The sequence below is a fragment of the Pseudaquabacterium pictum genome, assembly GCF_005403045.1.
In the GTDB taxonomy this organism is placed as follows: Bacteria; Pseudomonadota; Gammaproteobacteria; order Burkholderiales; family Burkholderiaceae_C; genus Pseudaquabacterium; species Pseudaquabacterium pictum.
The window spans coordinates 314,092-339,299 of record NZ_BJCL01000005.1 but is presented as its reverse complement, the minus strand read 5'-3'; the positions used below and the strand labels follow the sequence as shown (position 1 = coordinate 339,299).

Here is a 25,208-nt window from a genome sequence, read left to right as displayed (position 1 = left end):
CCGCGCAGGCCGCTGCGGCCCCGCACCGCCCGGCTGCCGCCGACCGCCTGCTGCGCGAACTGGACGGCCGGCTCGCCCGCCGCGAGGCCCTGCAGCGCCAGGCCCGCGAGGCCGCGTCGCCGCTGGGCCGCAGCGTGTCGCTGCAACTGCGCGATGCCAACCTGCGGGCAGCGCTGGAGGGCCTGTCGCGCGGCACCGGGCTGAACATCGTCATCGACAGCGATGTGCGGCGCGATCTCAAGGTGAGCCTGCATGTGCAGGACGCGCCGCTGGGCGACGTGATCGACATGCTGCTGCTGCAGAACCAGCTGGCGCGCCGCAGCATCAACGCCAACGCGCTGCTGGTCTACCCCGCCACGGCCGCCAAGCTGCGCGACTACCAGGAGCTGTCGGTGCGCACCTTCCAGGTGTCCAACGCCGACATCAAGCAGGCCGCCAACGCGCTGCGCACCCTGCTGAAGGTGCGCGACCTGGTGATCGACGAGCGCGCCGGCACGATCCAGATGCGCGACACGCCCGACACCCTGGCGGTGGCCGAGCGCATGCTGCGCGCCCAGGAGCAGGCCGAGCCCGAGGTGATGCTGGAGGTGGAGGTGCTGGAGGTCTCGCGCGACCGGCTCAGCACGCTGGGCCTGCAGTTCCCCGCCAGCATCGGGCTGTCCACCCCCGGCGGCAATGGCAGCGGCGGCAGCCTGACGGTGGGCGACCTGCGCGCGCTGTCGGCCAACCAGCTGCTGGTCACGCCCTTGTCGTTGGGGCTGAACCTGCGCCTGTCCGACACCGACGCCAACCTGCTGGCCAGTCCGCGCATCCGCACCAAGCAGCGCGAGAAGGCGCGGGTGATGATCGGCGACAAGGTGCCGGTGATCACCAACAGCGTGACGCCGGTGCAGAGCGGCAGTGCCGTGGTCACCGGCACGGTGCAGTACCTGGATGTGGGCATCAAGCTGGAAGTGGAGCCGGAGGTGCATGCCGACCACCAGGTCAGCATCCGCATGAACCTGGAGGTGAGCAACATCGCCCGCGAGATCGCCGGTCCCGCCGGCTCGCTGGCCTACCAGATCGGCAGCCGCAACGCCCAGACCACGCTGCGCCTGCGCGATGGCGAGACCCAGGTGCTGGCCGGCCTGATCAGCGACCAGGCGCGCAACACCGCGTCCAAGCTGCCGCTGCTGGGCCAGGCACCGCTGCTGGGGCGGCTGTTCTCCAGCGACAACGGCAACAACAGCAAGAGCGAGATCGTGCTGTCGATCACGCCGCGCATCATCCGGCCGCTGACGGCGCTGCCGGACGACCTGGCCACCATCCCGTCGGGCACCGAGGCCCAGGTGCGTGCCCGGCCGCTGGCGCTGGAGCGCGCGGCCGGCACCGAGACCACGCCGCTGCGCCTGGACATGGGACGCCAGCCGGGCAGCCCGCCTGCTGCGGCTGCCACCACCACCCCCGACACCGCCGCCACCGGCGCGGCCACGGCACCCCGCCCTCCGGGCGCGTTGGCAGATCCGGCGGCTGGCGCCGTCGCCACACCGCCGCGGCGCACCCGGCCGGCCGAGGCGCTGCCGCTGCCAGCGGTGCCCGGCGCATGAGCCGGCCACCGCGGCCGCGCCCGCGCGGCTTCACGCTGATCGAGCTGGTGGTGGCGCTGGCGCTGCTGGGCCTGCTGGCCATGACCGCGCTGCCGCTGGCCGAGCTGACCCGCCAGCGCAGCCAGGAGACCGAGCTGCGGCGGGCGCTGCGCGACCTGCGCGGCGCGCTCGACGCCTGGCGTGCGGCGGTGGAGGCCGGGCAGATCGCCCGTGCGCCCGGCCAGAGTCCCTGGCCGCCCGACCTGCAGGTGCTGGTCGACGGCGTGGCCGACCAGCGCAGCCCCGGCGGCGGTCGCCTGGTCTTTCTGCGCCGCCTGCCGCGCGACCCCTTCGCCGATCCCACGCTGCCGGCCGAGGCCACCTGGCGCCTGCGCGCCAGCGACAGCCCCGCCGCCGACCCGCGGCCCGGCCGGGATGTGTTCGACGTGCGGTCGAGCAGCCCGCGCGTGGCCATCGACGGCAGCCTGTACGCCAGCTGGTGAGCTCGGCCATGGCACCCCGCACACCGCACCCCCGCCATGCCCCGGCCGCCGGCTTCACCCTGGTGGAGCTGATCGTGGTGCTGGCCATCATCGGCAGCCTGCTGACGCTGGCCGTGCCGCGCTACTTCAGCGCCCTCGACCAGGGCCGCCTGGCGGTGCAGGCCGCCAACCGCCACAGCCTGCGCGACGCCATCGACAAGCACCACGCCGACCACGGCCGCTACCCCGACACGCTGGACGACCTGGTGCAGCGGCGCTACCTGCGCGAACTGCCGGTGGACCCGGTGAGCGGGCGGGCCGACTGGCGCCTCGTGCCACCACCGGCCGGCCAGGCTGGCCGCGTCTATGACGTGCTGCCCATGCCCGTGGCCGACAACGCCGGCACCGGCCAGGGCGACGTCCCGGCCGACGAGACCACCGGCCCGGCACCTGCTGCCGCGGCGGAGTTCCGCAATGCCCCGCCCGCACGCTGAGCGCGGCGCCGCCCTGCTGGCCGTGCTGCTGGCGGTGCTGCTGCTGGGCATGCTGCAGCATGCCGCGCTGTCCACCGCCGCGGTGGACCGCCAGCGCGAGCGCGAGGCCGAGCTGCTGTTCATCGGCGCGCAGTTCGAGCGCGCCATCGCGTCCTATGTGCAGGCCAGCCCGCGGGGTGCCGCGCAGTGGCCACGCGACTTCGACGACCTGCTGGCCGACCGCCGCTTTCCGCAGCCGGTGGCGCACCTGCGCCGGCTGTGGCGCGACCCGTTCACCGGCGCGGCCGACTGGGTGCCGATCCGCGTCGGCAACACGCTGGTGGGCGTGCATTCGCGTGCCCAGGTGGTGCCGCTGCGCACGCAGGGCTTCGGCGCCGGCCAGGGCGCCTTCGCGGCGGCACGCAGCGTGGCCGACTGGCGCTTCGTGCACACCGGCGTGGCGGCACCGCTGGCGCTGCCGGCGCCGGTGACACCCGCCGCCCCGGGCCTGCGCTAGCCGGGCTGGCGCCAGCCAGCCCGGCGCTGGCGCGACGCAGCGCAGGTCAGTCCGGCACGCGCGGGCCGCGCCAGGTGCCCAGCGGCTGGTCGCCGCCCGGCGCGGGCCGCACCAGCCGGGCCTCCCACACCCCATGGCGCTGCCGCGGGCCGAAGGAGATCGGCGGCAGCACACCGGTCTGGAAGTTGCGCAACGATTCCAGGCCACGCTGCAGGCCGTCACGGCTGAGTGTGCGGCCGGTGCGGCGCAGGCCTTCCAGGGTGGCGCAGGCCGCGGCATAGGCCTGGCTCTGCAGGGCCGGCAGCTGCGGCCGCGCGCCGATGGCCTGCAGGTCGGCCAGGAAGGCGGCCGGCGCCAGGGCGTCGGCCTGGGGTGTGGTGGTGGTCAGCCGCAGACGGCTGCGCAGGTCGGCCGGCCAGCGTTGCGGGGCGCTGCCGGCCTGCGACTGGCTGGCGTGGATCGGCAGCGATGGCGCCTCGCGCGCCACCGTGCCGGCCACCGCCTCCAGCGCGTCGGCCGGCGCCAGCACCACCAGGGCGTCGGGCGGCGTGTGCCGCAGCGCCTCGGTGAGGGCCGGCACCAGTGCGGCGGGCTGCGCCGGCCAGGCCAAGGTGCTGACCTGCAGGCCCGGGTATTGCGCCGCCTGGGCACGCAATGCCTCGGCGGCCAGCGGCGCCACGGTGTCGCCGCCCGCCACCAGCAGCAGCCGGCCGGTGCGACCGGGCAGGCCGTCGGCGATGGCGTCGACCATCACCCGCGCCTGGTTGCCCAGCAGCGGGGCGATGCCGAACCAATGCGGCGGCGCGCCGTCGAGCTCGGCCGCCTGGCCCAGGGCGCCGATGACCGGCAGCCCGGGCAGGCGCTGCGCCAGTGCCCGCGCATCCAGCTGCGGCCACCAGGGCGCCACCAGCGCCAGGTGGTCGTCGGCCAGCGCGGCGGCCTGCAGGGCCTGCGGGTCGGCATGGCTGTCGTGCACCGTGAGCGTGACCTGCCGGCCGAAGATCGCGCTGCCGGCGGCCCGCGCCAGGCAGGCCTCGATGCCCTGGCGCAGGGCCTGGCCCAGCGCGGCCTGCGGGCCGGTGAGCGGCAGCGCCGTGGCCAGGCGCACGGTGTCGGCGCTGACGCCGGCTTCGGCGTCGGCATCGGTGCCCACGACGCGCAAGTAGGCCACCAGGTCCGCCGCCTCGCGCGGGCCAAGCTGGAAGCGCGGCATGGCCGCACCCAGCGGCTGGCCGTCGGCACCCAGGCCGTTGCGCACGGCACGCAGCAGGCTGGCCTCGTCGTGGGCCGGCCGGGCCAGCAGGCCGGCGCCGGCGGCACGGCCCTGGGTCAGCACCGACCAGCGCAGCGGCGGCGCGGCGGCGCCACCTTCGCGCTGCCCCTGGCCCTGCACACCGTGGCAGCGGGCACAGGCCACCCGCTCGCCGCTGAGCGGCACGCCACCACCGATCTGCGCCTGCAGATCACCGCCCTGGCGGTTCAGACCCAGCTGGAACAGGCGCTTGCCGGCCCGCTGTGCGGCCAGGTCGGCGCTGGCGGGCACCTGGGCGGCCGCAGACCATGGCAGCAGCAGCGACAGCACCAGTGTCGCCAGCCCACGCCCAGCTGGCCGGCCGGCGGTGTTCACAGCAGCTTGCGCACCGCCGCGGCGATGGCCTCGGGCGGCGCCAGCGCATGCAGCTTCAGCCAGGCGCCGGTGCGGTCGTTGCCCGCCCACAGCACGGCCAGGTGCTGCTCCTTCTCGGGCACGTACAGGCCCAGGCGGTGCAGCACCCAGTCGACGTTCTCCTTCTTGCCCGTGACGAAGCTCCAGCCCGGACCGGCGCCGTGGCGGCGGGCATAGGCTTCCAGCACCTCCGGCGTGTCGGCCACCGGATCGACGCTGATCGACACCAGCTGCACCGGTGTCTTCAGCTCGCCGGCCAGCAGCTGCTGGGCCTGCACCAGGTTGTGGGTCACCGGCGAGCACACATCGCGGCACTGGGTGAAGAAGGCGCTGACCAGCACCACCCGGCCCTTGATCAGGTCGTCGTAGAAGCGCACGCGGCCACGGTCCTGGGTCAGCACCGGCAGGTTGGTGAAGTGGCCTGCCGCCCCGTCCTTGCCGGTGGCCAGCACCACCGGGCTGGCACTGCGGGTCTGCTCCCCGGCCAGGCGCTGCAGCGGGCGCCATGCCGGTGGCAGCGCGGCGCTGGCGGCCGGCGCCGGCGCCGCGTTGCTGGCCACGCGGTGCAGCAGCCCATGCGGCACCGCCACCGGCGCGGACCATGCCGCCCGCTGGGGCGGCAACGGGCCGGATGTGGCCCCACCGGACTTGCCGCCGGCACCCGGCAAGCGCTGCAGGATCGCCTGCGGCCCCGCCAGACCGTAGGCGCGGCTCCAGCGGCCGGTCTTGCCGTCGGCGATGTAGACCATCGGCGTGTGGTCGTCGATGGCACCGCCGGTGGGCAGGCCGAAGCCCTTGAGCACGGCATCGATGGCCGTGCGCGCGCCGGTCAGGAAGTGCCAGCCGTTCTGGATGCCGAACTTGGCGGCAAATCCGGCCAGGGTCTGCGGGCTGTCGGTCAGTGGATCGACCGAGACGGACAGCAGCAGAACATCCTGGCGGCCCTGGCGGCGCAGTTCGTCCTGCACCGACTTCAGCACGGCCGTCATCGGCGAGCACACCGTGGTGCAGCTGGTGAACACGAAGTTGACGAGCACCGTGCGGCCCTGCACCAGGTCACGCGACAGCCGGTGCTGGCGGTTGAACTGGTCGGTGACGGTGACATCGGGCACGTGGATGCGCAGGGGCGTGGCCAGGTCGGCTGCGGACGGCGGCGGCGGCGGCGCGGTGTTGGCGTGGTCGGCATGGGCGCCGGCCTGGCCCGCTGCCAGCAGGGCCGTCAGGCAGGCGGTGGTGCACAGCGCATGGCGCCAGGCGGCGGCGGATCGGAACAGGGGGCGCATGAACGGCTCGCGGAACAAGGGATGGATGGAGCGGCGGGGCCGCCGGCAAGGTCTCAGCGGCTGGCCGCCGCGGCCTCCTGCACCGTCAGGTCGGCGCTGGCGGCACGGTCGAAACCGATGCCCTGGGACGGGATCTGCGCCACCAGGCGCCAGCGGCCGGCGCGCGGGAAGCGCTGCGTCACGCTGTAGACCCCGGGCGCGGTCTCGCGCGCGGCCTGCCGTTGCTGCGACAGCCCTGGCAGCTCCAGCACCATCAGCTGCAGATCGGTCAGGCCGGTGACGGGCTGGCCGGTGCGCACATCGCGCACCGCCACGCTCAGCACATGCGCCGCACCGGTGTCGAGCGCGGCACCGCCGCCGGCGCCGGGCCAGCGGTAGTCCAGCGCCAGGGCCGTGCTGTCATCGACCCGTTCACCGGCCTCGAAGTCCAGACAGCGCACCAGGCGGGGCTGGTCCAGCAGCAGGGTCAGCGTGTAGCGGCCTCCACGGTCCAGGCTGAAGCGGCTGCGGTAGTCACCCGGCGCGGCCTCGCGCAGCGACCGGTCGAGCACCAGCAGGCCACGCGGCGACCGGCTGTAGGTGCGGTAGGTGCCCTGGGGCGCCATCATGCCCTCGGTGTAGTAGTACAGCGCGGTGTCGGCGCCGTTGGCGGCGATCACGCCATCGCCCTCGGGCGAGGGCGCCAGCATGTCGGCGCCGCTGATGTGCTCGCGGGCGGTGGCCGCCACCTTCTGGAACATCGGCACCTGGTTGGTGGCAAGCCGGCCTTCGGCCAGCGACGCCAGGTCCAGCAGGGTGACGCTGAGGCTGTCCAGCCCGCGCACGTAGCCGTAGCGGCGGCTGAACACCACCTGGTCGGGCTGGGCCACGGTGGCGGTGCGCCCCACCAGGCGGCCGCTGGCGGTGTCGAGCACCAGCAGTTCGCTGGCGGCCTCGCGCACCGCCACCAGGAAGCGGCCCGACGGATCGGTGCGCAGGGCCGAGACGCCGCGCTCGAACGGCAAGGCCGTCGGCGCCGCGGCGCCGGTCGGGTCGATGGCCCAGAGGCGGGTGTCGTTGACCGCCGCCACATAGGCCTGGCGTGCGAGCGGACTCCAGGCCACGAACACCGGCGTGCCTGGCACGCGGTGGCGCTGGCGCACCTGCAGCCCGTCGGCATCCAGCACGGTGACCTGGTCGTCATCGCTGCTGGTGACCACCAGCTGGCGGCCGTCGTCGGTCAGCACCAGGTTGTGCAGGCCACGCCCGATGCGGGCCTCGGCCACCACGGCCAGGCGGTCGACGTCGACGGTAACCAGGCGGTCGCTGCGGTCCATGGCCACATGGGCCTGGCGCTGGTCGGTGCCGACGACCAGGCGGCGCGGCTCGCCGTCGCCCAGCGCGACCGTGCCCAGCAGCCGGTAGCGCGTCATGTCGATCACGGCCAGGCTGCGCTGCTGCGGCAGTGTCACCAGCAGACGGTCACCCCCCTGGGCCAGGGCCCAGTCGCCGCCCACGCCCGGCAGGGTGATCAGCGACTCGAGCCGGGTGCTGCCCACCCCCACCTGCGGATTGATCACCGACACGCTGGCGTCGGCGTTCAGCGTCACCAGCAGGAAGCTGTTGAGGTCGCGGTCGGCGCGCTGGCTCAGCCGCCCCGCGGCGAAGCGCCGGGCCAGATCGGTGCAGGACTCGGCGCGCCCCTCGGTGCGGCGGCTCAGCCAGACGCGCGGCCGCAGGCCGCGCAGCGGGCTGCCGCTGGCGCCATCGGCCAAGGTCAGCCGCAGGTCGATGGGCGGCCCGGTGGGCACCTCGGCCGCATCCGGCGAGCCCAGGCTCAGGGACAGCGCGACGCCCGCTTCCTGCGCCGCCAGCCGCACCGGCAGCGGGTCGGCCGCCAGGGCGCTCCAAGCCGCCAGACCGGCGCCCAGCACCACCGCTGCCTGCCGCCACCGCTGCCAGAGCGAATCTCGATTCCACATATTCAGGATATTCAAACAACCATGCAGCAGCCGCAGCTCCGAATTATTTTGGAGCCAACATGCCGCCCACCAAATCCAAGGCCACAGGAAATCAACGCACCCACCACCAGCGATATTCAGCGAGCCCGCGCGAACAAAAGAACGGCAACCGCCAGGCAAACCCGCGGCCGGTCGTCGGACGGTTTGACAACAGGTGTCGCACGGGCCGGCAGGCGGTCCGTTTTTTCCGAAGACCTCTGCCTCTACGAACCCGATCTGGACACGGATGCAGCCAGACACCCCCCCGAATGCGGGGTTTTTTGCTCTTTTTGGCGTTTTCGCGTGATCTGAAAACAGCGAAATCGGCATAGGTTGCATTTTGTTGCACTCTCGTTCTGAACCATCGATCCCTTGTCGATGTGACGCGCGGCCCTGGGATGTTGGCGCCGATGGGCCGGCATGAATTCAATTCGAACAGTTTTGACCAGCCATTCCCGGGGGATCGCCGGCATTGCGTTTCACGAGGCCGCTGTTATTCTCGCCGCCGTTCGAAACAGAGGGTAAGGAATCATTCAATGCGTCATCCCAGAATTCACGGGCAATCCCGCCCAAACATGCCGCTGACAGCGTTGGCGGCAGCCGTGCTGGTGGCGGCGGTCGGCGTTGCACAGGCGCGGCCGGCGGGCACGGTGGTGGCCGACGTCGTCGCGCTGGACCAGCCGATCGTCTACAACCGCTTTGGCTCGTACAACCCGTACGGCATGGTCTATGCGCTCAAGCGCGACGTGGTCGACCTCGACACCGGCAAGACGCTGGACACCCCCGGCGTGGTGGCCAACCCTTGCCGCGTGGCGCTGCGCAGCGACAAGCGGCCGCGCCCGCTGGTGCTGCGCGGCAACATCGGCGACAAGCTGACGGTCAACTTCACCAACCTGCTGTGCGAGACCGCCTCCGGCGCCGGCGCCGACCGGCCGCTGACGCGCCTGGCATCGATGATGTTCCAGGGCCTCACCCATGACAGCAGCGTCGTCGGCTACAACGCCTTCGACCCCCGCGTCAGCGGCGCCGTGGGCATCGCCCCGGGCGCCAGCTTCACCTACCAGCTGCTGCTGCAGCGCGAGGGTGGCTTCCTGTTCCATGACAACGGCGCCCCGGCCGGTGGCCAGGCCGATGGCGGCTCGACCGGCATGGGTCTGTTCGGCGCGGTCAATGTGCAGCCGGCCGGTGCCGATGCCTACCGCAGCGAGGTGCGGGCCGAGGTGATGGCCGCCGCCCGTGCCCAGGCCGCCGCCGGCAAGGTGCTGAACTACGAGGCGGTGGACACCACCGGCGCCCTCACCGGCAAGGTCGGCACGCCGCTGCTGAACATGCACCAGGCCATCGGCACCAACCGCTGGCAGATCGTGCACACCGACCTGAACGCGGTGATCCAGAACTTCAGCTTCACGGCCGACAACTTCGCCGCCACCAACGAGAACTGGTTCCGCGAGTTCACCAGCATCTTCCAGGACGAGCTGAAGACGGTGCAGGCCTACGGCGCCGCGTTCGACGCCGACGGCGCCGGCTCGGGCGGGCGCGACGGCTTCGGCATCAACTACGGTGCCAGCGGCCTGGGCGCCATCGTCGCCGCCAACCGCGCGGGTGTCGGTCCGGCCGCCAACTGCGCCGAATGCGCGCTGGAGGACTTCTTCCTCACCAGCTGGGCCAACGGCGACCCGGCGATGATCGTCGGCCGCGACGCCAACGGCCAGGCCAAGCAGCTGTACCCCGACGACCCGGGCAACGTGCACCACGCCTACCAGGGCGACCCGGTCAAGTTCCGATCGATGCAGGCGGGCATCAAGGAAACGCATGTCTTCCACCTGCACGCCAACCAGTGGTTCAGCCAGAACGGTGGCGCGACAAGCGCCAACTTCCTGGACAGCCAGACCATCGGTCCGCGCCAGGCGCAGACCTACGAGATCGCCTTCCAGGGCGCCAACCGCAACCTGTCGGTGGGCGACGCGATCTACCACTGCCACATGTACCCGCACTTCGCCCAGGGCATGTGGGGCCTGTGGCGCAACCACGATGTGTTCGAGGACGGCACCCGCCGCCTGCCCGACGGCGAACTGGGCCAGGGCACCAACCCGCTGACGGGCGTCACCGTCGGCGGTGCGTTCTCGCCGGCCGTGGTGCCGATCCGCAACCGCGCCCTGCCGCCGGCGCCCACCTACGGCACCGCGGCCACGCCCGGCTACCCGTTCTTCGTCGCCGGCTCCGCCGGCCACCGGCCGCCGCAGCCGCCGCTGGACCTGGCCGCCGAGAGCCGCCTGGGCCCCACCGGCCTGGGCCGCCATGTCATCAACGCCGGCACCCGCGTGCTGGGCGCGGGTGTGGCCGCCGGCGACATGTCGGTGGTGCTGACATCGGCCGAGCTGCAGCTGCTGCCGGAAGAAGGCACGCCGCTGGAGCGGGCAGCCATGGCCTTCCACGCCAATGCCAACGGCTTTGCGTCGAAGACCGCCGACGGCACGGCCGCCACCTTCCGGGTCAACGGCAGGCCGGCGCAGCCGGGTGCGCCGTTCGCCGACCCCTGCCCCGCCACCGCGCCGCTGCGCCGCTATGACGTGTCGGCGGTGCAGCTGGACCTGGTGGTCAACAAGGCCGGCTGGCATGACCCGCAGGCCCGCATCAACGTGCTGACCAGCGACGTGGCCGCCTACGAGGGACAGAAGCGCACCGCCGATCCGTTCTTCTTCCGCGCCCAGTCGGGCGAGTGCATCGAATTCCGCCACCAGAACCGGCTGCCCTACGAGCTGGAGAAGGACGACTTCCAGGTCAAGGTGCCCACCGACACCCTGGGCCAGCACATCCACCTGGTGAAGTTCGACGTCATGGCCTCCGACGGCGGCGGCAACGGCTTCAACTATGAAGACGGCACCTTCGCCAAGAAGGCGCTGATCGAGCGTGCCACGGCCGCGCTGGCGCCTGCCGGGAAGCTCAAGCGCACCAATGCCGATGGGTCCGTGGTCGACCTGACCGCCCAGCGTGCCAGCATCCTGCCGGTGCCCGAGGCCATCGACTACCAGACCACCATCCAGCGCTGGTGGGCCGACGAGCTGTTCGACGGCGCCGGCAAAGACCGCACGCTGCGCACGGTGTTCACCCACGACCACTTCCAGGCCAGCAACATCCAGCAGCACGGCTTCTATGCCGCGCTGGTCGTCGAGCCCAAGGGCGCGCGCTGGCTCAAGCCCGATGGCAGCCCGCTGACCACCGGCGTGGGCCCCGAGGCGGTGATCGTGGGCGCGGCCGACCAGGCCACCCATCCCGACTTCCGCGAGTTCCTGCTGGCCAGCGCCGACTTCTCGCTGCTGTACCGGCCCGATGGCACGCCGGTGGACCCGCCGGAAAAGCCCGAGCTGCTGTCGGCACACCACCACAACCCGTACCTGGTCAACTACAAGAATGAGCCGATCCCGCTGCGCCTGTCGTCCAACGGCGACAGCAGCGGCCTGTACACCGACGCGCGCGGCGACACGGCCAACATCTTCAGTTCGAAGGTGCATGGCGATCCGTTCACGCCGGTGTTCAAGGCCTACGAAGGCGACCGGGTGCAGTTCAAGCTGATCCACGGCGCGCAGGAGGTGCAGCACAGCTTCACCGTGCACGGCCAGCGCTGGCGCCGCCAGGTGGGCGATGCCTCGGCACCGTATGTCGGCGCCCAGGAACTCGGCATCTCCGAGCACATGGAGCTGGACATCGGCAAGCTGCCCCAGGTGACCGGCGGCGCGAAGATCAACGACTACCTGTACCACTACGGCACCACCGATGCGCTGTGGAACGGCAGCTGGGGCATCCTGCGCACCTATGCCGACAAGAACGTGGTGGACAACACCACCGGTGCCCTGGTCGGCGGGATGCTGCAGCCGTTGGCCACCAATTTGGTGAGCTCGCTGACCCAGGTCACCACCGGCCTGCTCGGCGGGGTGGGTGGCCTGGTCGGTGGCCTGCTCAACACCACAGTCAGCACGCTGGGCGCCAATGGCTGCCCGGTGGGCTCGCCCGCACGGGCCTACCAGCTGGAGGTGTGGGCCGCCCGCGACCTGCTGCCCGGTGGCGCGCTGAAGTACAACGCCCGCGCCGGCATCACCGACCCGACGGCGCTGATGTACGTGCCGGCGGTGGACGTGGCCGCCCTGCGCGCCGGCACCAAGCAGCCCGAGCCGCTGGTGATGCGCGCCAATGCAGGCGACTGCGTGACGGTGACGGTGACCAACCGCCTGCCCGCTAACCTGCCGGTGCCCGATCTGCCAGGCGATGCGCCGATGCCGAAGCTGGTGTCGCTGAACGTCGACCAGATCAAGCCGTCACACCGCGTGGGCCTGCACCCGACGCTGATGAGCTACGACCCGCGCACCAGCGACGGTGCCAACGTGGGCTACAACCCCGACACCCTGGTGGGCCCGGGCCAGACACGCAACTACGTCTGGTACGCCGGCAAGCTGAACTTCGACCTGCTGTCGGGCACCTTCAAGGGCGGCGAGCCGATCGAGTACGGCGCCGTGCCGCTGCGGTCCATGGGCGACGTGGTCAAGCATGGTGCGCAGGGCCTGATCGGTGCGCTGATCGTCGAACCCCAGGGGTCCACCTACTGGAACGAGGCCGGCACCGCGCAGATCAACGGCTTCGGGACCCGGGCGCTGATCAAGACGGGCAGCAGTTCCGCCCTGACGCTGAACGGCTCGGTGGCATCGCCGGTGCTCAAGGCCACGACCCAGACCACGGCCACCAGCACCACGGGCGGCGGTGCCAACAGCTTCCGCGAGTTCGTGCTGATGTACCAGGACGGCCTGAACCTGCGGCTGGGCGCTGCGGCCGCGTCGACCGCCATCCCCGAGCACTATGTGGGCGATGACAGCTACGACTTCGGCGAACGTGCGCTGAACTACGGCACCGAACCGCTGTGGACCCGCATCGACTACAGCGGCCAGTCGGCCGGCTGCACGCAGGCCACCGTGGTCGCCGACGACATCAATCCGTGCCGCCTGCAGGCCACGCTGATGGTCGACAACGACGCCCGTCTGCCGATCGGCCTGCGCGGTGCCCCGGTGGCCACGCCGGTGTTCAGCGCCAAGGCCGGTGACCAGGTGCGCTTCCGCGTGCTGCAGTCGGATGGCCGTGCGCGTCAGCACAGCTTCCGGGTGCTGGGCCACGACTACGCCGACATGGGCATCGAGCACTTCGTCAACCCCGGCAACAGCCTGATCACCGTCGGCAAGGGCGTCACCGCCAACCTGTACGGCGGCGCCAAGCGGGGCTACTGGCAATACCGTGACGGCCCGAACACCATGGTCAACACCGGCGTGTGGGGTCTGTTCAAGGTGGATTGACCACCCGCCCGCCCTGGCCGCCCGATCTCCTCGGGAGGCCAGGGTCCGGGTTCAGCCTGCCGGCAGGCTGCTGCGCACCACCCGGCCGCCCTGCATCAGCAGGCGGATGCCGGTGGCAGGGCTGGCCAGCATGTCCAAGCTGGCGGTCGGGTCGCCGTCGACGACCAGCAGGTCGGCCCAGGCGCCGGGCAGCAGCTGGCCGATGCGGCCTTCGGCGCGCAGCAGCTGCGCGGCCACGATAGTCGCGCTCTGCAGCACCGCCACCGGGCCCATGGCCTGCAGGCGGATGCCGAACTCGGCGTTCTGCTGCGCATGCATGTGGCCCAGCAGATCGGTGCCGAAGACCACCGGCACGCCTTCGGCCCGGGCGATGCGCACCGACTCCAGCCCGGCCGCGCGCACCTTGGCCAGCTTGGCCAGCATCTCGGCCGTCCAGCCCAGGCGTTCGCCCTCGGTGGCCAGCGCGGTGTAGGTCACCAGCGTGGGCACCAGGTAGGCGCCGTGTTCCTTCATCACCCGGGCGGTGGCCACATCCAGCAGGTTGCCGTGTTCGATGCTGCGCACGCCGGCCTGCACCGCGCGGGTGATGGCGCGGGGCGAATAGGCATGGGCCATGGCATACAGGTTGGCGGCCTCGGCCTCTTCCACCGCGGCGCGCAGTTCCTCCAGCGAGAACTGGGTGCCTTCCAGCGGATCGGTGGGGCTGGAGACGCCGCCGCCGGCCATGATCTTGATCTGGTTGGCGCCGGTGCGCACCTGCTCGCGCACCGCCCGCCGCACCTCGCCCACGCCGTCGCAGATGGCACCCACCAGGCCCAAACCGGCGCAGCTGCAGAACCAGTTGCGCTGGCGCACGCCCTTGGGCCGCTGGTCGGCATGGCCGCCGGTCTGGCTGATCGGCGCGCCGGCGATGAACAGGCGCGGGCCTTCGAAGATGCCGCGGGCCTGCGCTTCCTGCAGGCCGTAGTCGGCCCCGGCGGCATCGCGCACCGTGGTGAAGCCGCGGTGCAGCATCTCGCGCATCACCACGCTGGTCTCGGCGGTGATCAGCGATGGTGGCTGCAGGCCGAGGTTGGTGAGGTCGTGCGTGGTGGCGGTGACATGCACATGGGCATCGACCAGCCCCGGCAGCACCACCCGGCCGCCGGCGTCGATGGCCTGGGCGTCATCCACCCGGGGCGAGCCCGGCAGCACGTCGGTGATGCGATCGCCGTCGATGACGATGGCCGACAGCGGGCCGATGGTGCCCGCGGCGCTGTCGAACGGCCGGGCGTTGAAGAGGACTTGGCGCCCGGTCATCGTGGTGGCGATGTCAGACGGTGGCCAGCACCGGCAGGCCCAGGCGCTGGCGCGCCGCGTTGTACTCGCCCTTCAGCTTGGCGACGAAATCGTGGGTGCTCTGGATCTTGTCGACCGCGCCGATGCCCTGGCCGCAGCCCCAGATGTCCTTCCAGGCCTTCTTGGCGCCGCCGCCGTCGACATTGCCGAAGTTCATCTTGCTCGGGTCGCTCTCGGGCAGGTTGGCGGGGTCGAGGCCGGCGTTGCGGATGCTGGGCGCCAGGTAGTTGCCGTGCACGCCGGTGAACAGGTTGCTGTAGACGATGTCGTCGGAGTTGCTGTCGACGATCATCTGCTTGTAGCCCTCGGCCGCGCGTGCTTCTTCCGTCGCGATGAAGGCCGAGCCGATGTACGCGAAATCGGCGCCCATGGCCTGGGCGGCCAGCACCGCATCCCCCGAGGCGATGCTGCCCGACAGCGCCAGCGGGCCGTCGAACCACTGGCGGATCTCCTGGATCAGCGCGAAGGGGCTCTTGGTGCCGGCATGGCCACCGGCGCCCGCGGCCACGGCGATCAGGCCGTCGGCACCCTTCTCGATCGCCTTGCGGGCGAAGAAGTTGTTGATGATGTCGTGCAGCACCACGCCACCCCAGGCATGCACCGCCTCGTTGATGTCGACCCGCGCGCCCAGGCTGGTGATGACGATGGGCACGTGGTACTTGGCGCAGACGGCCATGTCGTGGTCGAGCCGGTCATTGCTCTTGTGCACGATCTGGTTGATGGCATAGGGCGCGGCGGGCTTGTCCGGGTTGGCCTTGTTCCAGGCGGCCAGGCCTTCGGTGATCTCGTGCAGCCATTCGTCGACCTGCGACGCGGGCCGGGCATTGAGCGCCGGCATCGAGCCCACCACGCCGGCGGTGCACTGGGCGATGACCAGCTTGGGCGTGCTGATGATGAACAGCGGCGAGCCGATGATGGGCAGCGGCAGATTGGACAGGGCGGCGGGCAAGGGCACGGGTGGCTCCAGGTCAGGAATTTGGGAACAAGCGTGCCAGTGTGCGAGGGCGCACCGGCCGGTCACTATCACCGGAGCGACATGCGCCCCGGGGTGGGCACGGCCCGGGTCAGAACGCGTCCAGCGCCATCTCGGTGACGCCGGCAGCGCCGTCGACGATGCTGTCGCGCACGCCCGGCGCCTTGCTGAGGATGTGGTCGGCGTAGAAGCGCGCGGTGGTGATCTTGGCGCGCATGAAGTCGGGCTCGTTGCCGGCGGCCAGTTGGTCCTCGGCGGCGATCAGTGAGCGGGCCAGCTGCCAGCCGGCCATCACGTTGCCCGCCAGCATCAGGTAGGGCACGCTGCCGGCGAACACCGCATTCGGGCTGCCCTTGGCACCGCTGGCGATGAAGGCCGCGGCATCCAGCAGGGCCTGGCGGCCGGCGGCCAGGCGCTTGCCCACGGCCTTGGCGGCATCGCTGGAGCGCGCGGCCAGCTGGGCCTCGGTGTCCTGGATCTGCTCGCAGATCGCCCGTACCGTGGCGCCGCCGTCGCGGGCGGTCTTGCGGCCGACCAGGTCGTTGGCCTGGATGGCGGTGGTGCCTTCATAGATGGTGAGGATCTTGGCGTCGCGGTAGTGCTGCGCCGCGCCGGTCTCCTCGATGAAGCCCATGCCGCCATGCACCTGCACGCCCAGGCTGGTGACTTCCAGGCTCACCTCGGTGCTGTAGCCCTTGACCAGCGGCACCATGAATTCATAGAAGGCCTGGTTCTGCTTGCGCACCGCGGCATCGGGGTGGGCATGGGCGGCGTCCAGCGCCGCGGCGGCCACGAAGGCCATGGCGCGGCAGCCCTCGGTGTAGGCGCGCATGGTCATCAGCATGCGCTTGACATCGGGGTGGTGGATGATCGGCGCGGCGGTGTTCAGGCTGCCGTCCACCGGGCGGCTCTGCACCCGGTCGCGGGCGTACTGCACCGCCTTCTGGTAGGCCCGCTCCGACACCGCGATGCCCTGCTGCCCCACCGCGAAACGGGCGGCGTTCATCATCACGAACATGTACTCCAGGCCGCGGTTCTCCTGGCCAACCAGGTAGCCGATGGCGCCACCGTGGTCACCGTACTGCAGCACCGCGGTGGGGCTGGCCTTGATGCCCATCTTGTGCTCGATGCTGACGCAGTGCACATCGTTGCGCGCGCCCAGGCTGCCGTCGGCGTTGACCATGTACTTGGGGCAGACGAACAGCGAGATGCCCTTCACGCCCTCGGGCGCGCCGGTCACCCGGGCCAGCACCAGATGGACGATGTTCTCGGCCATGTCGTGCTCACCGTAGGTGATGTAGATCTTGGTGCCGAACAGCTTGTAGGTGCCGTCGGGCTGCGGCTCGGCGCGGCTGCGCACCATGCTCAGGTCAGAGCCGGCCTGCGGCTCGGTCAGGTTCATCGTGCCGGTCCAGCGGCCTTCGACCATCGGCGCCAGGTAGCGGGCCTTCAGCTCGTCGCTGCCGGCGGTCAGCAGGGCCTCGATGGCGCCGTCGGTCAGCAGCGGGCACAGCGCAAAGCTCATGTTGGCGCTGTTGACCATCTCGATGCAGGCCGCGTGGATCAGCTTGGGCAGGCCCTGGCCGCCGAAGTCCACCGGGTGGTGCACGCCCTGCCAGCCGCCAGCGCCGTACTGCTTGAACGCCTCCTTGAAGCCGGCGGTGGTGGTGACCACGCCATCCTTGAACGACGAGGGTGCCTTGTCGCCTTCCCAGTTCAGCGGCGCGATCACGTCCTGGTTGAGCTTGGCGCATTCGTCCAGCACGGCCGCGGCCGTGTCGGGGCCGGCATCTTCGAACCCCGGCAGCGTGGCCACGGCCTCCAGGCCGGCGACGTGGTTCATCACGAACAGCATGTCCTTGACAGGGGCGAGGTAGGTCATTTCAGTCTCCGGATGAAGCAAGGGCGCCGACTTCGGCGCCCTTCAGGGTCGTTCAAGGCGCTTCAGGCGCGCGGGGTCACAGCGTGTTGATCAGCTCGGGCACGGCGGTGAACAGGTCGGCTTCCAGGCCGTAGTCGGCCACACTGAAGATCGGCGCCTCGGGGTCCTTGTTGATGGCCACGATCACCTTGCTGTCCTTCATGCCGGCCAGGTGCTGGATGGCCCCGGAGATGCCGCACGCCACATACAGGCTGGGCGCGACGATCTTGCCGGTCTGGCCCACCTGCCAGTCATTCGGCGCGTAGCCGGCGTCCACCGCGGCGCGGCTGGCGCCCAGGGCGGCGCCCAGCTTGTCGGCCAGCGGCGTCAGCACCTCGTTGAACTTCTCGCTGCTGCCCAGCGCCCGGCCACCGCTGACGATGATCTTGGCGGCGGTCAGTTCGGGCCGGTCGTTCTTGGCGATCTCGCTGCCCTGCCAGCTGCTACTGGCTGCCGGCGCCACCGCGGCGATGGTCTCCACCGCGGCGCTGCCACCGGTGGCCGCAGCGGCATCGAAGCCGGTGGTGCGCACGGTGATCACCTTGGTGGCATCGCTGCTCTGCACCGTGGCGATGGCGTTGCCGGCGTAGATCGGGCGTTCGAAGGTGTCGGCGCTGATGACCTTGGTGGCGTCGCTGATCTGCGCCACGTCCAGCAGCGCGGCCACGCGGGGCGACACGTTCTTGCCGGCGGCGGTGGCGGGGAACAGCAGGTGGCTGTAGCTGCCGGCGATCGCAACGACTTGCGCGGCCAGGTTCTCTGCCAGGCCATGGCCCAGGCCGGCGCCGTCGGCATGCAGCACCTTGGCCACGCCGGCGATCTGCGCGGCGGCTGCGGCGGCGGCACCGGCGTTTTCGCCGGCCACCAGCACATGCACATCACCACCGCAGGCCAGTGCTGCGGTGACGGTGTTCAGGGTCGATCCCTTGATCGACGCGTTGTCGTGTTCGGCAATCACCAGAACAGTCATGAAAATCTCCAAAGAGCCGGAACGAGGTCCGGAGAGTTGAGCGGCACCGCAGGCGACCGCTCGAACGAGACGAGGTAGGACGGCGCCACCGGCGTCCGGCTTACCGTCAGATCACCTTTGCTTCGTTCTTCAGCTTCGCCACCAGCGTCGCCACATCAGGCACCTTGATGCCGGCGCCGCGCTTGGGCGGCTCGCTCACGTTCAGCGTCTTGATGCGCGGGGTCACGTCCACGCCCAGGTCGGCCGGCTTCACCACATCCAGCGTCTTCTTCTTCGCCTTCATGATGTTGGGCAGGGTGACGTAGCGCGGCTCGTTCAGGCGCAGGTCGGTGGTGATCACCGCCGGCAGGCTCAAGCTCAGCGTCTCCAGGCCGCCGTCGATCTCGCGGGTACACGTCAGCTTGCCGTCGGCAACTTCGACCTTGCTGGCGAAGGTGGCCTGCGGCAGGCCAGCCAGCGCCGCCAGCATCTGACCAGTCTGGTTGCAGTCATCGTCGATGGCCTGCTTGCCCAGGATGATCAGGCCGGGCTGCTCCTTGTCGACCAGGGCCTTCAGCAGCTTGGCCACGGCCAGGGGCTGCAGCTCGTCGGCGCACTCGACCAGGATGCCGCGGTCTGCACCGATGGCCATGGCCGTGCGCAGCGTCTCCTGGCACTGGGTGACACCGCAGGAGACGGCGATCACCTCGGTGACCACGCCCTTCTCCTTCAGGCGCACGGCCTCCTCGACGGCGATCTCGTCGAAGGGGTTCATGCTCATCTTGACGTTGGCGATGTCGACCCCCGTGCCGTCGGACTTCACACGCACCTTGACGTTGTAGTCGACAACACGCTTCACGGGCACCAATACCTTCATGTCACGCGGCTCCTGGATGGATGGAAATGGACTCTCGATGGCTTCCGCCGAATTCTAGGTGGCGGGGTGTGCAGCGAGGAATGGCAAGAAATCGAACGGTCGTGCTATTTTTTGCCATTGTGCCCCAGGCGGCCCTGGCAGCGCCGTCACCTGAGGGTCAACCCTGCAGGTTCGTCCGGCGTGCCGCCTCGAAGGCGGCCAGGCGCAGCGCAAAGCGCCCCTGGTCCTGCCGTTCCACCGCCGCCACGCCGGCCGGCAACGGCAGCGTCTCGAAGAAGTGGCAGGCCACGCGGTGGCCGGGGCCGGCATCGCGCAATGCGGGCTCCTCGCTGCGGCAGCGCTCCTGCGCATGCGGGCAGCGGGTGTGGAAGCGGCAGCCGCTGGGCGGATGCATGGCGCTGGGCACGTCGCCGGTCAGCAGGATGCGGGTGCGCTGCAGGCCGGGCTCGGGCCGCGGGATGGCCGACAGCAGGGCCTGGGTGTAGGGGTGCAGCGGCCGGGCGTAGAGCGCCTTCTTGTCGGCGATCTCCACCAGCTTGCCCAGGTACATCACCGCCACCCGGTCGCTGATGTGCTTGACCACCGCCAGGTCGTGGGCGATGAACAGGTAGCTCAGGCCGAAGCGCTTCTGCAGATCCTGCAGCAGGTTGACCACCTGGGCCTGGATGGACACATCCAGCGCCGACACCGGCTCGTCGCAGACGATGAGATCGGGCTGCACCGCCAGCGCGCGGGCGATGCCGATGCGCTGGCGCTGGCCACCCGAGAACTGGTGCGGGTAGCGGCGCGCATGCTCGGGCAGCAGGCCCACCACCTGCAGCAGTTCCTTCACCCGCTCGGCGCGCTCGGCCGGGCTGCCGATGCCGTGCACCGCCATCGGCTCGGTGAGGATGTCGCCGATGGTCATGCGCGGGTTCAGCGACGCGTACGGATCCTGGAAGATGATCTGCAGGTGGCGGCGCATGGCGCGCATCTGCTCATCGGAGGCGGTGGCAATCTCCTGGCCCTTGAACTGCACCGAGCCGCCGGACGGCGCGATCAGCCGCAGCACCAGGCGGCCGGTGGTGCTCTTGCCGCAGCCCGATTCCCCGACCAGCGCCAGCGTCTCGCCGCGGGCGATGTCGAAGCTGACATCGTCCACCGCCCGCACCTGGCCCACGGTGCGGCTGATGACGACGCCACGCTGCACCGGGAAATGCTTGACCAGGCTGCGCACCGACAGCACCGGCGTGGCGGCCGTGGTCTCCAGGGCGGCATCAACGGGCGACATCGGCCAGCTCCTGTTGCATGGGTCGGCCCAGTTCCACCGGCGCCTTCCAGCAGGCCACCTGGTGGCCGGGGCCCATGCTGCGCAGCGGCGGCTGGCTGGCATGGCAATGGGCATCGGCAAACGGGCAGCGCGGCGCAAAGCGGCAGCCCGCCGGCTGGCTGTCCGGGCTGGGCACACTGCCCTCGATGGTGGACAGCCGTTCACGCACCACATCCAGCCGCGGAATCGAGCCCAGCAGGCCGATGGTGTACGGATGCTGCGGGTCGTCGAACAGGGCCTGCACCGGCGCGCTCTCGACGATCTGGCCGGCGTACATCACGATCACCTCGTCGACCAGTTCGGCGATGACGCCCAGGTCGTGCGTGATGATCAGCACCGCCATGCCCAGGCGCTGCTGCAGATCGCGCAGCAGGTCGAGGATCTGGGCCTGGATCGTCACATCCAGCGCGGTGGTGGGCTCGTCGGCCACCAGCAGCACCGGCTCGCAGGCCAGGGCCATGGCGATCATCACCCGCTGGCGCATGCCGCCCGACAGCCGGTGCGGAAAGTCGTCGAACCGCTGCGCCGCCGACGGGATGCGCACCAGCTCCAGCACCTCGATGGCGCGCTTCTTGGCGTCGTCGTAGGACAGGCCGGTGTGGGCGCGCAGGGCCTCGACGATCTGCGCGCCGATGGTGTGCACCGGGTTCAGGCTGGTCATCGGCTCCTGGAACACCATGGCCATGCGGCCGCCACGCAGCAGGCGCCGCTCCTCGGCCGACAGCGCCATCACGTCGCGGCCCTCGAACAGCAGCGCATCGGCCTGCACCTGGCCGGGCGGCTGCGGCACCAGGCCCATCAGCGACAGCGAGGTGACGCTCTTGCCGCAGCCCGATTCACCCACCAGCCCCACGGCGCGGCCGCGTAGCACCTGGAAGCTGATGCCGTCCACGGCCTTGAACAGGCCGCGCTCGGTGTGGAACCAGGTGCGCAGGTTGCGCACGTCGAGCAGCGGGGCGTCGTCCTGGGGCGGCCCGCCAGCGGGTGTGGAGGTGCTCATCAGAACGAGGTGTCCAGGCCCTTGTAGAAGGTGTACTGGAACAGCATGTGGGCGCGCGCGCCCTTCACCTTCTTGGTGCTGGTCTGGTACATGCTGGGCGCCATGACCGGGATCCAGAGGTGCTCCTTCATCACGATGTCCTGCACGGCCATGAAGCCGGCCGACCGGTCTGCCGCGTTCAGCGCGGTCTTGCCCTTGCGGATGGCGGCATCGGTGGCGGCGTCCTTCCAGTTCATGCGGTTGGGCACCGGGATCTGCTCGCTGTCGAAGTAGAAGATCATCAGCTCGCCGGCCGACAGGTAGGGCACGGTCACGGTCCACAGGTCGAAGTCCTGGCCGCTCAACTTGGCCGGCATGATGGTCGATTCGAGCGCGGTGATCTTCCAGTCGACGCCGATCTTGCGCATGTAGCCCTGGATGGCCTCTGTCATGCGCGGGAAGTAGGTCACCTGCGGAATGAACACCACCGGCGCCAGGCGCTCGCCCTGGGCGTTCATGCGGATGCCGTCCGGCCCCTTCTTGGCCCAGCCGGCTTCATCCAGCAGCCTGTTGGCGCGGGCCACGTCTTCCTTGATGATGCCCTTGGTGGCGGGGTTGAAGTCCAGCGCATCGGGGTGGATGTAGGTGTAGGCCGGCGCCGCCTGGCCCAGCATCACGCCCTTGACCAGCTCGGCCCGGTTGATGCCGATGCTCATGGCCTCGCGCACCCGTTTGTCCTTGACCAGCGGCCGGTCGGCCTTGAAGCCGAAGTACATCAGCTGGAAGTTGGGCTTGGCCTCCTCCACGTTCAGCATCGGGCTCTTCTTGGCCTGGTCGATGAACTGGGTGGGGAAGTGGGTGGTGATGTCGAAGCGGCCGCTCATCATGGCTGCCAGGCGGCTGGAGTCCTCGGGCACGATCTTGATCGACAACCGCTCGAACTTCACCGGCCCGGGGTTCTTGTACATCGGCGTGGGGCCCCACTTGTAGGCGTCATGCCGCTTGAGCTGCAGCTCGGTGCGCGGCTGCCAGCTCACCCAGCACCAGGGGCCGGTGCCGTCGATGCCCTTGATGCCGTAGTCCTTGCCCAGGGCATCCACGCTCTCTTTGTTGTGGATGCTGTTGTTGAACATGGTCAGCTGCACCAGCAGGTCGGAGTACGGCTCGCTCAGCTCGTACTCCACCGTGTACGGGTCGGGTGCCCGCAGGTCCTTGATCTTGCCGGCGCGCCAGGCATAGGGCGCGCGGGTGGCCGGGTCCTTCTGGCGGTTGAAGCTGTAGAGCACGTCGGCCGCGGTGAACTTCTTGCCGCTGCAGAACTGCACGTCGTCGCGCAGCTTGAAGGTGTAGAGCTTGCCGTCGGGGCTGACCGTCCAGCTCCTGGCCAGCAGCGGCACGGCGGTCTTGCCGTCCCAGTCGAGCGCCACCAGGGTGTCCTGGATCATGTGCGTCACATCCGACGTGGGGCTCCATGTGGTGCGCTGGCTGTCGTAGTGCGGGCTGTCCAGGGCCTTGGCCATGTTCAGCGTCTGGGCGGTGGCGGCGGTGCCGGCCAGGGCGGCCAAGGTGGCCAGAAGGCCGGCGGCAACAACGCGGGGCAGGTGCAAGCGCATCGGGGTCTCCTGAGGTGCCTCGGTGGGCGTGGGGGATGGGCGCATGTGTCTGCGCTCGTCGGGCTATTGCTGCAGTCGGGGGTCCAGCACGTCGCGCACCGCATCGCCCAGCAGGTTGGCGGTGAGCACGATGACGAAGATGGCCAGGCTGGGAATCGTGGCGATGTGCGGCGCCATGAACAGGAAATCGCGTCCCTGCGCGGCCATCATGCCGAGCTCGGCCACCGGCGGCTGGGCACCCATGCCCAGGAAACCGAGTGCCGAGCCGACCAGGATCACCTGGCCGAAGCGCAGAGTGAGGAACACCGCGATGGTGGAGATGCAGTTCAGCGTGAGGTAGCGCCAGATCAGCGTGCCGTTGCGCAGGCCCACGGCACGGCCGGCCTCCATGAATTCCTGCCCCATCACGCCGACCGCGGCGCCGCGCGCCACCCGTGCCACATCGGGCACGGTGGACACCACCAGCGCGAAGATCACCGCCGACAGGCCCGAGCCCAGGATGGCCGCCACCGCCAGGCCGATCATGATGGCCGGGAAGGCCAGCAGGATGTCGACCAGCCGCATGATCCAGGGGTCGATGCGCTTGTAGAACGCCGCCAGGATGCCCAGCACCGCCCCCAGGCCACCGCCCAGCAGCACGCCGGCCAGGCCCATCACCAGGGTGTTGCGGGCGCCGTAGAGCACGCGGCTGAGCAGGTCGCGGCCGGTGTTGTCGGTGCCGAACCAGTGCGCGGCACTGGGCGGCTGCATGGTCTTGCTCAGGTCCGTGTAGTACGGGTCATAAGGCGCGACCCAGGGCGCGCACATGGCCGACAGCACGATCAGCCCCAGCAGCACGGCCGACACCAGGGCCACCCGGTCGCGGGCCAGGCGGGCCACCAGGCTGGCGCGGCGGCCGACACCGGCGTTGATAGCCGGCGCAGCCGGCAATGCAGCAGACGTGGTGTTCATGAGCGCTGCACCCGCGGGTCGAGCACGACGTAGAGCACGTCGACGATCAGGTTGATCACCAGGAAGGCCAGCGCCAGGATCATGATGGCGCCCTGCGCGGTGGGGAAATCACTGCTGACGATGGCGCCCACCGCCAGCCGGCCCACGCCGGGCCAGGAGAACATGGTCTCGGTGACCACTGCGCCGCCCAGCAGGAAGGCCGCCTGCAGCCCCACCAGGGTGACCACCGGGATCAGCGCGTTGCGCAGCGCATGGTGCACGATCACCACCCATTCCTTCAGGCCCTTGGCCCGCGCGGTGCGCACGAAGTCGGCACCCAGCACCTCCAGCACCGCGGTGCGGGTGATGCGGGCGATCGGGCCGACCAGCACGCTGCCCAGGGTGAGCGCCGGCAGGATCAGCGCCGGCAGGCCGCCGTCCCAGACCGGGCCGGTGCGGCCGGTGAAGGGCAGCAGGTCCCACTTGTAGCCGACGTACTGCATCAGGATCAGGCCGACGAAGAACACCGGCATCGACACCCCGGCCACCGACAGCGCCACGATGGCCCGGTCGATCAGCGTGCCGCGCTGCACCGCCGCCACCGTGCCCAGCACCAGGCCCAGCGGCACGGCCAGCACCATGGCGCCCAGCATCAGTTCGGTGGTGGGGCCCACGGTGGCCTGCAGTTCCTCCATCACCGACTTGTTGCTGATGATGGAGCGGCCCAGGTCGCCCTGGGCCACGCGCAGGATGTAGTCGAAGAACTGGATCAGCAGCGGCCGATCGAGGCCCAGATCCGCGCGGATGCCGGCCACCACCTCGGGGCTGGCGTCGGAGCCGGCGATGATCAGCGCCGGGTCGGTGGGCACCACCTGCAGCAGGCAGAAGCACAGGAACAGCACCCCCACCAACGCAGGCATCGAGACCAGCAACCTTCTCGCGATCATGGGGCCCATGCAGCACGCTCCTTGCAGCCTGGTGGGGGTCGAAAGTCAGGCTAAACGGGTTGGCCGGCCGG

At 70.6% G+C, this 25,208-nt stretch carries 18 protein-coding genes; 5 read left to right on the top strand and 13 right to left on the bottom strand.

The features are described from left to right. The 4 genes from FFT10_RS12730 to FFT10_RS12715 form a co-directional block, all read left to right on the top strand. A partial coding sequence (locus FFT10_RS12730; protein WP_373282509.1) for a secretin GspD/PilQ domain-containing protein occupies window positions 1-1,586 on the top strand: 1,586 nt, incomplete at its 5' end. Next, the gene (locus FFT10_RS12725; protein WP_137733191.1) at window positions 1,583-2,068 is read left to right on the top strand and encodes a prepilin-type N-terminal cleavage/methylation domain-containing protein; all 486 of its coding nucleotides are present in this window, start codon (window positions 1,583-1,585) and stop codon (window positions 2,066-2,068) included. The genes FFT10_RS12730 and FFT10_RS12725, both read left to right, overlap by 4 nt. A gap of 8 nt (window positions 2,069-2,076) precedes the next feature. Then, the gene (locus FFT10_RS12720) at window positions 2,077-2,541 is read left to right on the top strand and encodes a type II secretion system protein (protein WP_137733190.1); all 465 of its coding nucleotides are present in this window, start codon (window positions 2,077-2,079) and stop codon (window positions 2,539-2,541) included. Further along, window positions 2,522-3,037 carry a type II secretion system protein gene (locus tag FFT10_RS12715; protein ID WP_137733189.1) on the top strand — a complete coding sequence of 172 codons (516 nt, stop codon included), beginning with the start codon at window positions 2,522-2,524 and terminating at the stop codon, window positions 3,035-3,037. The genes FFT10_RS12720 and FFT10_RS12715 overlap by 20 nt, the downstream gene beginning before the upstream one ends. A gap of 46 nt (window positions 3,038-3,083) precedes the next feature. On the opposite strand, the gene FFT10_RS12710 is transcribed toward FFT10_RS12715, so the two are convergent. Genes FFT10_RS12710 through FFT10_RS12700 form a run of 3 tightly spaced genes read right to left on the bottom strand, consistent with a single transcriptional unit; the run spans window position 3,084 to window position 7,947 of the window. Further along, window positions 3,084-4,619: a cytochrome c/ABC transporter substrate-binding protein gene (locus FFT10_RS12710; RefSeq protein ID WP_162520784.1), complete on the bottom strand. Its 1,536-nt coding sequence runs from the start codon at window positions 4,617-4,619 to the stop codon at window positions 3,084-3,086. A 41-nt stretch (window positions 4,620-4,660) separates the two neighbouring features. Next, window positions 4,661-5,986 (bottom strand): SCO family protein, encoded by a 1,326-nt coding sequence (locus tag FFT10_RS12705; protein WP_137733187.1) that lies wholly within the window; start codon window positions 5,984-5,986, stop codon window positions 4,661-4,663. A gap of 53 nt (window positions 5,987-6,039) precedes the next feature. Further along, on the bottom strand, window positions 6,040-7,947 hold the full coding sequence (locus tag FFT10_RS12700; protein WP_137733186.1) for a hypothetical protein: 1,908 nt from the start codon (window positions 7,945-7,947) through the stop codon (window positions 6,040-6,042). Window positions 7,948-8,540: 593 nt separating this feature from the next. Here FFT10_RS12700 and FFT10_RS12695 point away from each other — a divergent pair. Next, the gene (locus FFT10_RS12695) at window positions 8,541-13,301 is read left to right on the top strand and encodes a cupredoxin domain-containing protein (protein WP_137733185.1); all 4,761 of its coding nucleotides are present in this window, start codon (window positions 8,541-8,543) and stop codon (window positions 13,299-13,301) included. 51 nt (window positions 13,302-13,352) lie between these two features. On the opposite strand, the gene FFT10_RS12690 is transcribed toward FFT10_RS12695, so the two are convergent. The 10 genes from FFT10_RS12690 to FFT10_RS12645 all read right to left on the bottom strand — a co-directional run bounded on the left by FFT10_RS12690 (window position 13,353) and on the right by FFT10_RS12645 (window position 25,146). Beyond that, window positions 13,353-14,600, bottom strand: coding sequence for a metal-dependent hydrolase family protein (locus tag FFT10_RS12690; RefSeq protein WP_137733184.1), 1,248 nt, complete (start codon window positions 14,598-14,600; stop codon window positions 13,353-13,355). Window positions 14,601-14,613: 13 nt separating this feature from the next. Next, window positions 14,614-15,594: an NAD(P)H-dependent flavin oxidoreductase gene (locus FFT10_RS12685; RefSeq protein WP_137733183.1), complete on the bottom strand. Its 981-nt coding sequence runs from the start codon at window positions 15,592-15,594 to the stop codon at window positions 14,614-14,616. Between the two features lie 109 nt (window positions 15,595-15,703). Then, window positions 15,704-17,494, bottom strand: a complete 1,791-nt coding sequence (locus tag FFT10_RS12680) for an acyl-CoA dehydrogenase (RefSeq protein ID WP_137733182.1) — start codon at window positions 17,492-17,494, stop codon at window positions 15,704-15,706. Window positions 17,495-17,570: 76 nt separating this feature from the next. Next, window positions 17,571-18,503 (bottom strand): electron transfer flavoprotein subunit alpha/FixB family protein, encoded by a 933-nt coding sequence (locus FFT10_RS12675; RefSeq protein WP_137733181.1) that lies wholly within the window; start codon window positions 18,501-18,503, stop codon window positions 17,571-17,573. Between the two features lie 106 nt (window positions 18,504-18,609). Next, window positions 18,610-19,359, bottom strand: coding sequence for an electron transfer flavoprotein subunit beta/FixA family protein (locus FFT10_RS12670; RefSeq protein WP_137733180.1), 750 nt, complete (start codon window positions 19,357-19,359; stop codon window positions 18,610-18,612). A gap of 157 nt (window positions 19,360-19,516) precedes the next feature. Next, window positions 19,517-20,629 (bottom strand): ABC transporter ATP-binding protein, encoded by a 1,113-nt coding sequence (locus FFT10_RS12665; protein WP_137733179.1) that lies wholly within the window; start codon window positions 20,627-20,629, stop codon window positions 19,517-19,519. Beyond that, complete coding sequence (locus FFT10_RS12660) at window positions 20,616-21,668, bottom strand: ABC transporter ATP-binding protein (protein ID WP_137733178.1); 1,053 nt, start codon at window positions 21,666-21,668, stop codon at window positions 20,616-20,618. Before FFT10_RS12660 ends, FFT10_RS12665 begins: the two co-directional genes overlap by 14 nt. Further along, window positions 21,668-23,260 (bottom strand): ABC transporter substrate-binding protein, encoded by a 1,593-nt coding sequence (locus tag FFT10_RS12655; RefSeq protein WP_162520783.1) that lies wholly within the window; start codon window positions 23,258-23,260, stop codon window positions 21,668-21,670. Before FFT10_RS12655 ends, FFT10_RS12660 begins: the two co-directional genes overlap by 1 nt. 63 nt (window positions 23,261-23,323) lie before the next feature. Next, on the bottom strand, window positions 23,324-24,211 hold the full coding sequence (locus tag FFT10_RS12650) for an ABC transporter permease (RefSeq protein WP_137733176.1): 888 nt from the start codon (window positions 24,209-24,211) through the stop codon (window positions 23,324-23,326). After that, a complete protein-coding gene (locus FFT10_RS12645; RefSeq protein WP_137733175.1) occupies window positions 24,208-25,146 on the bottom strand; it encodes an ABC transporter permease in 939 nt (312 codons plus the stop codon). The genes FFT10_RS12650 and FFT10_RS12645 overlap by 4 nt, the downstream gene beginning before the upstream one ends. Between the last annotated feature and the right edge of the window lie 62 nt (window positions 25,147-25,208).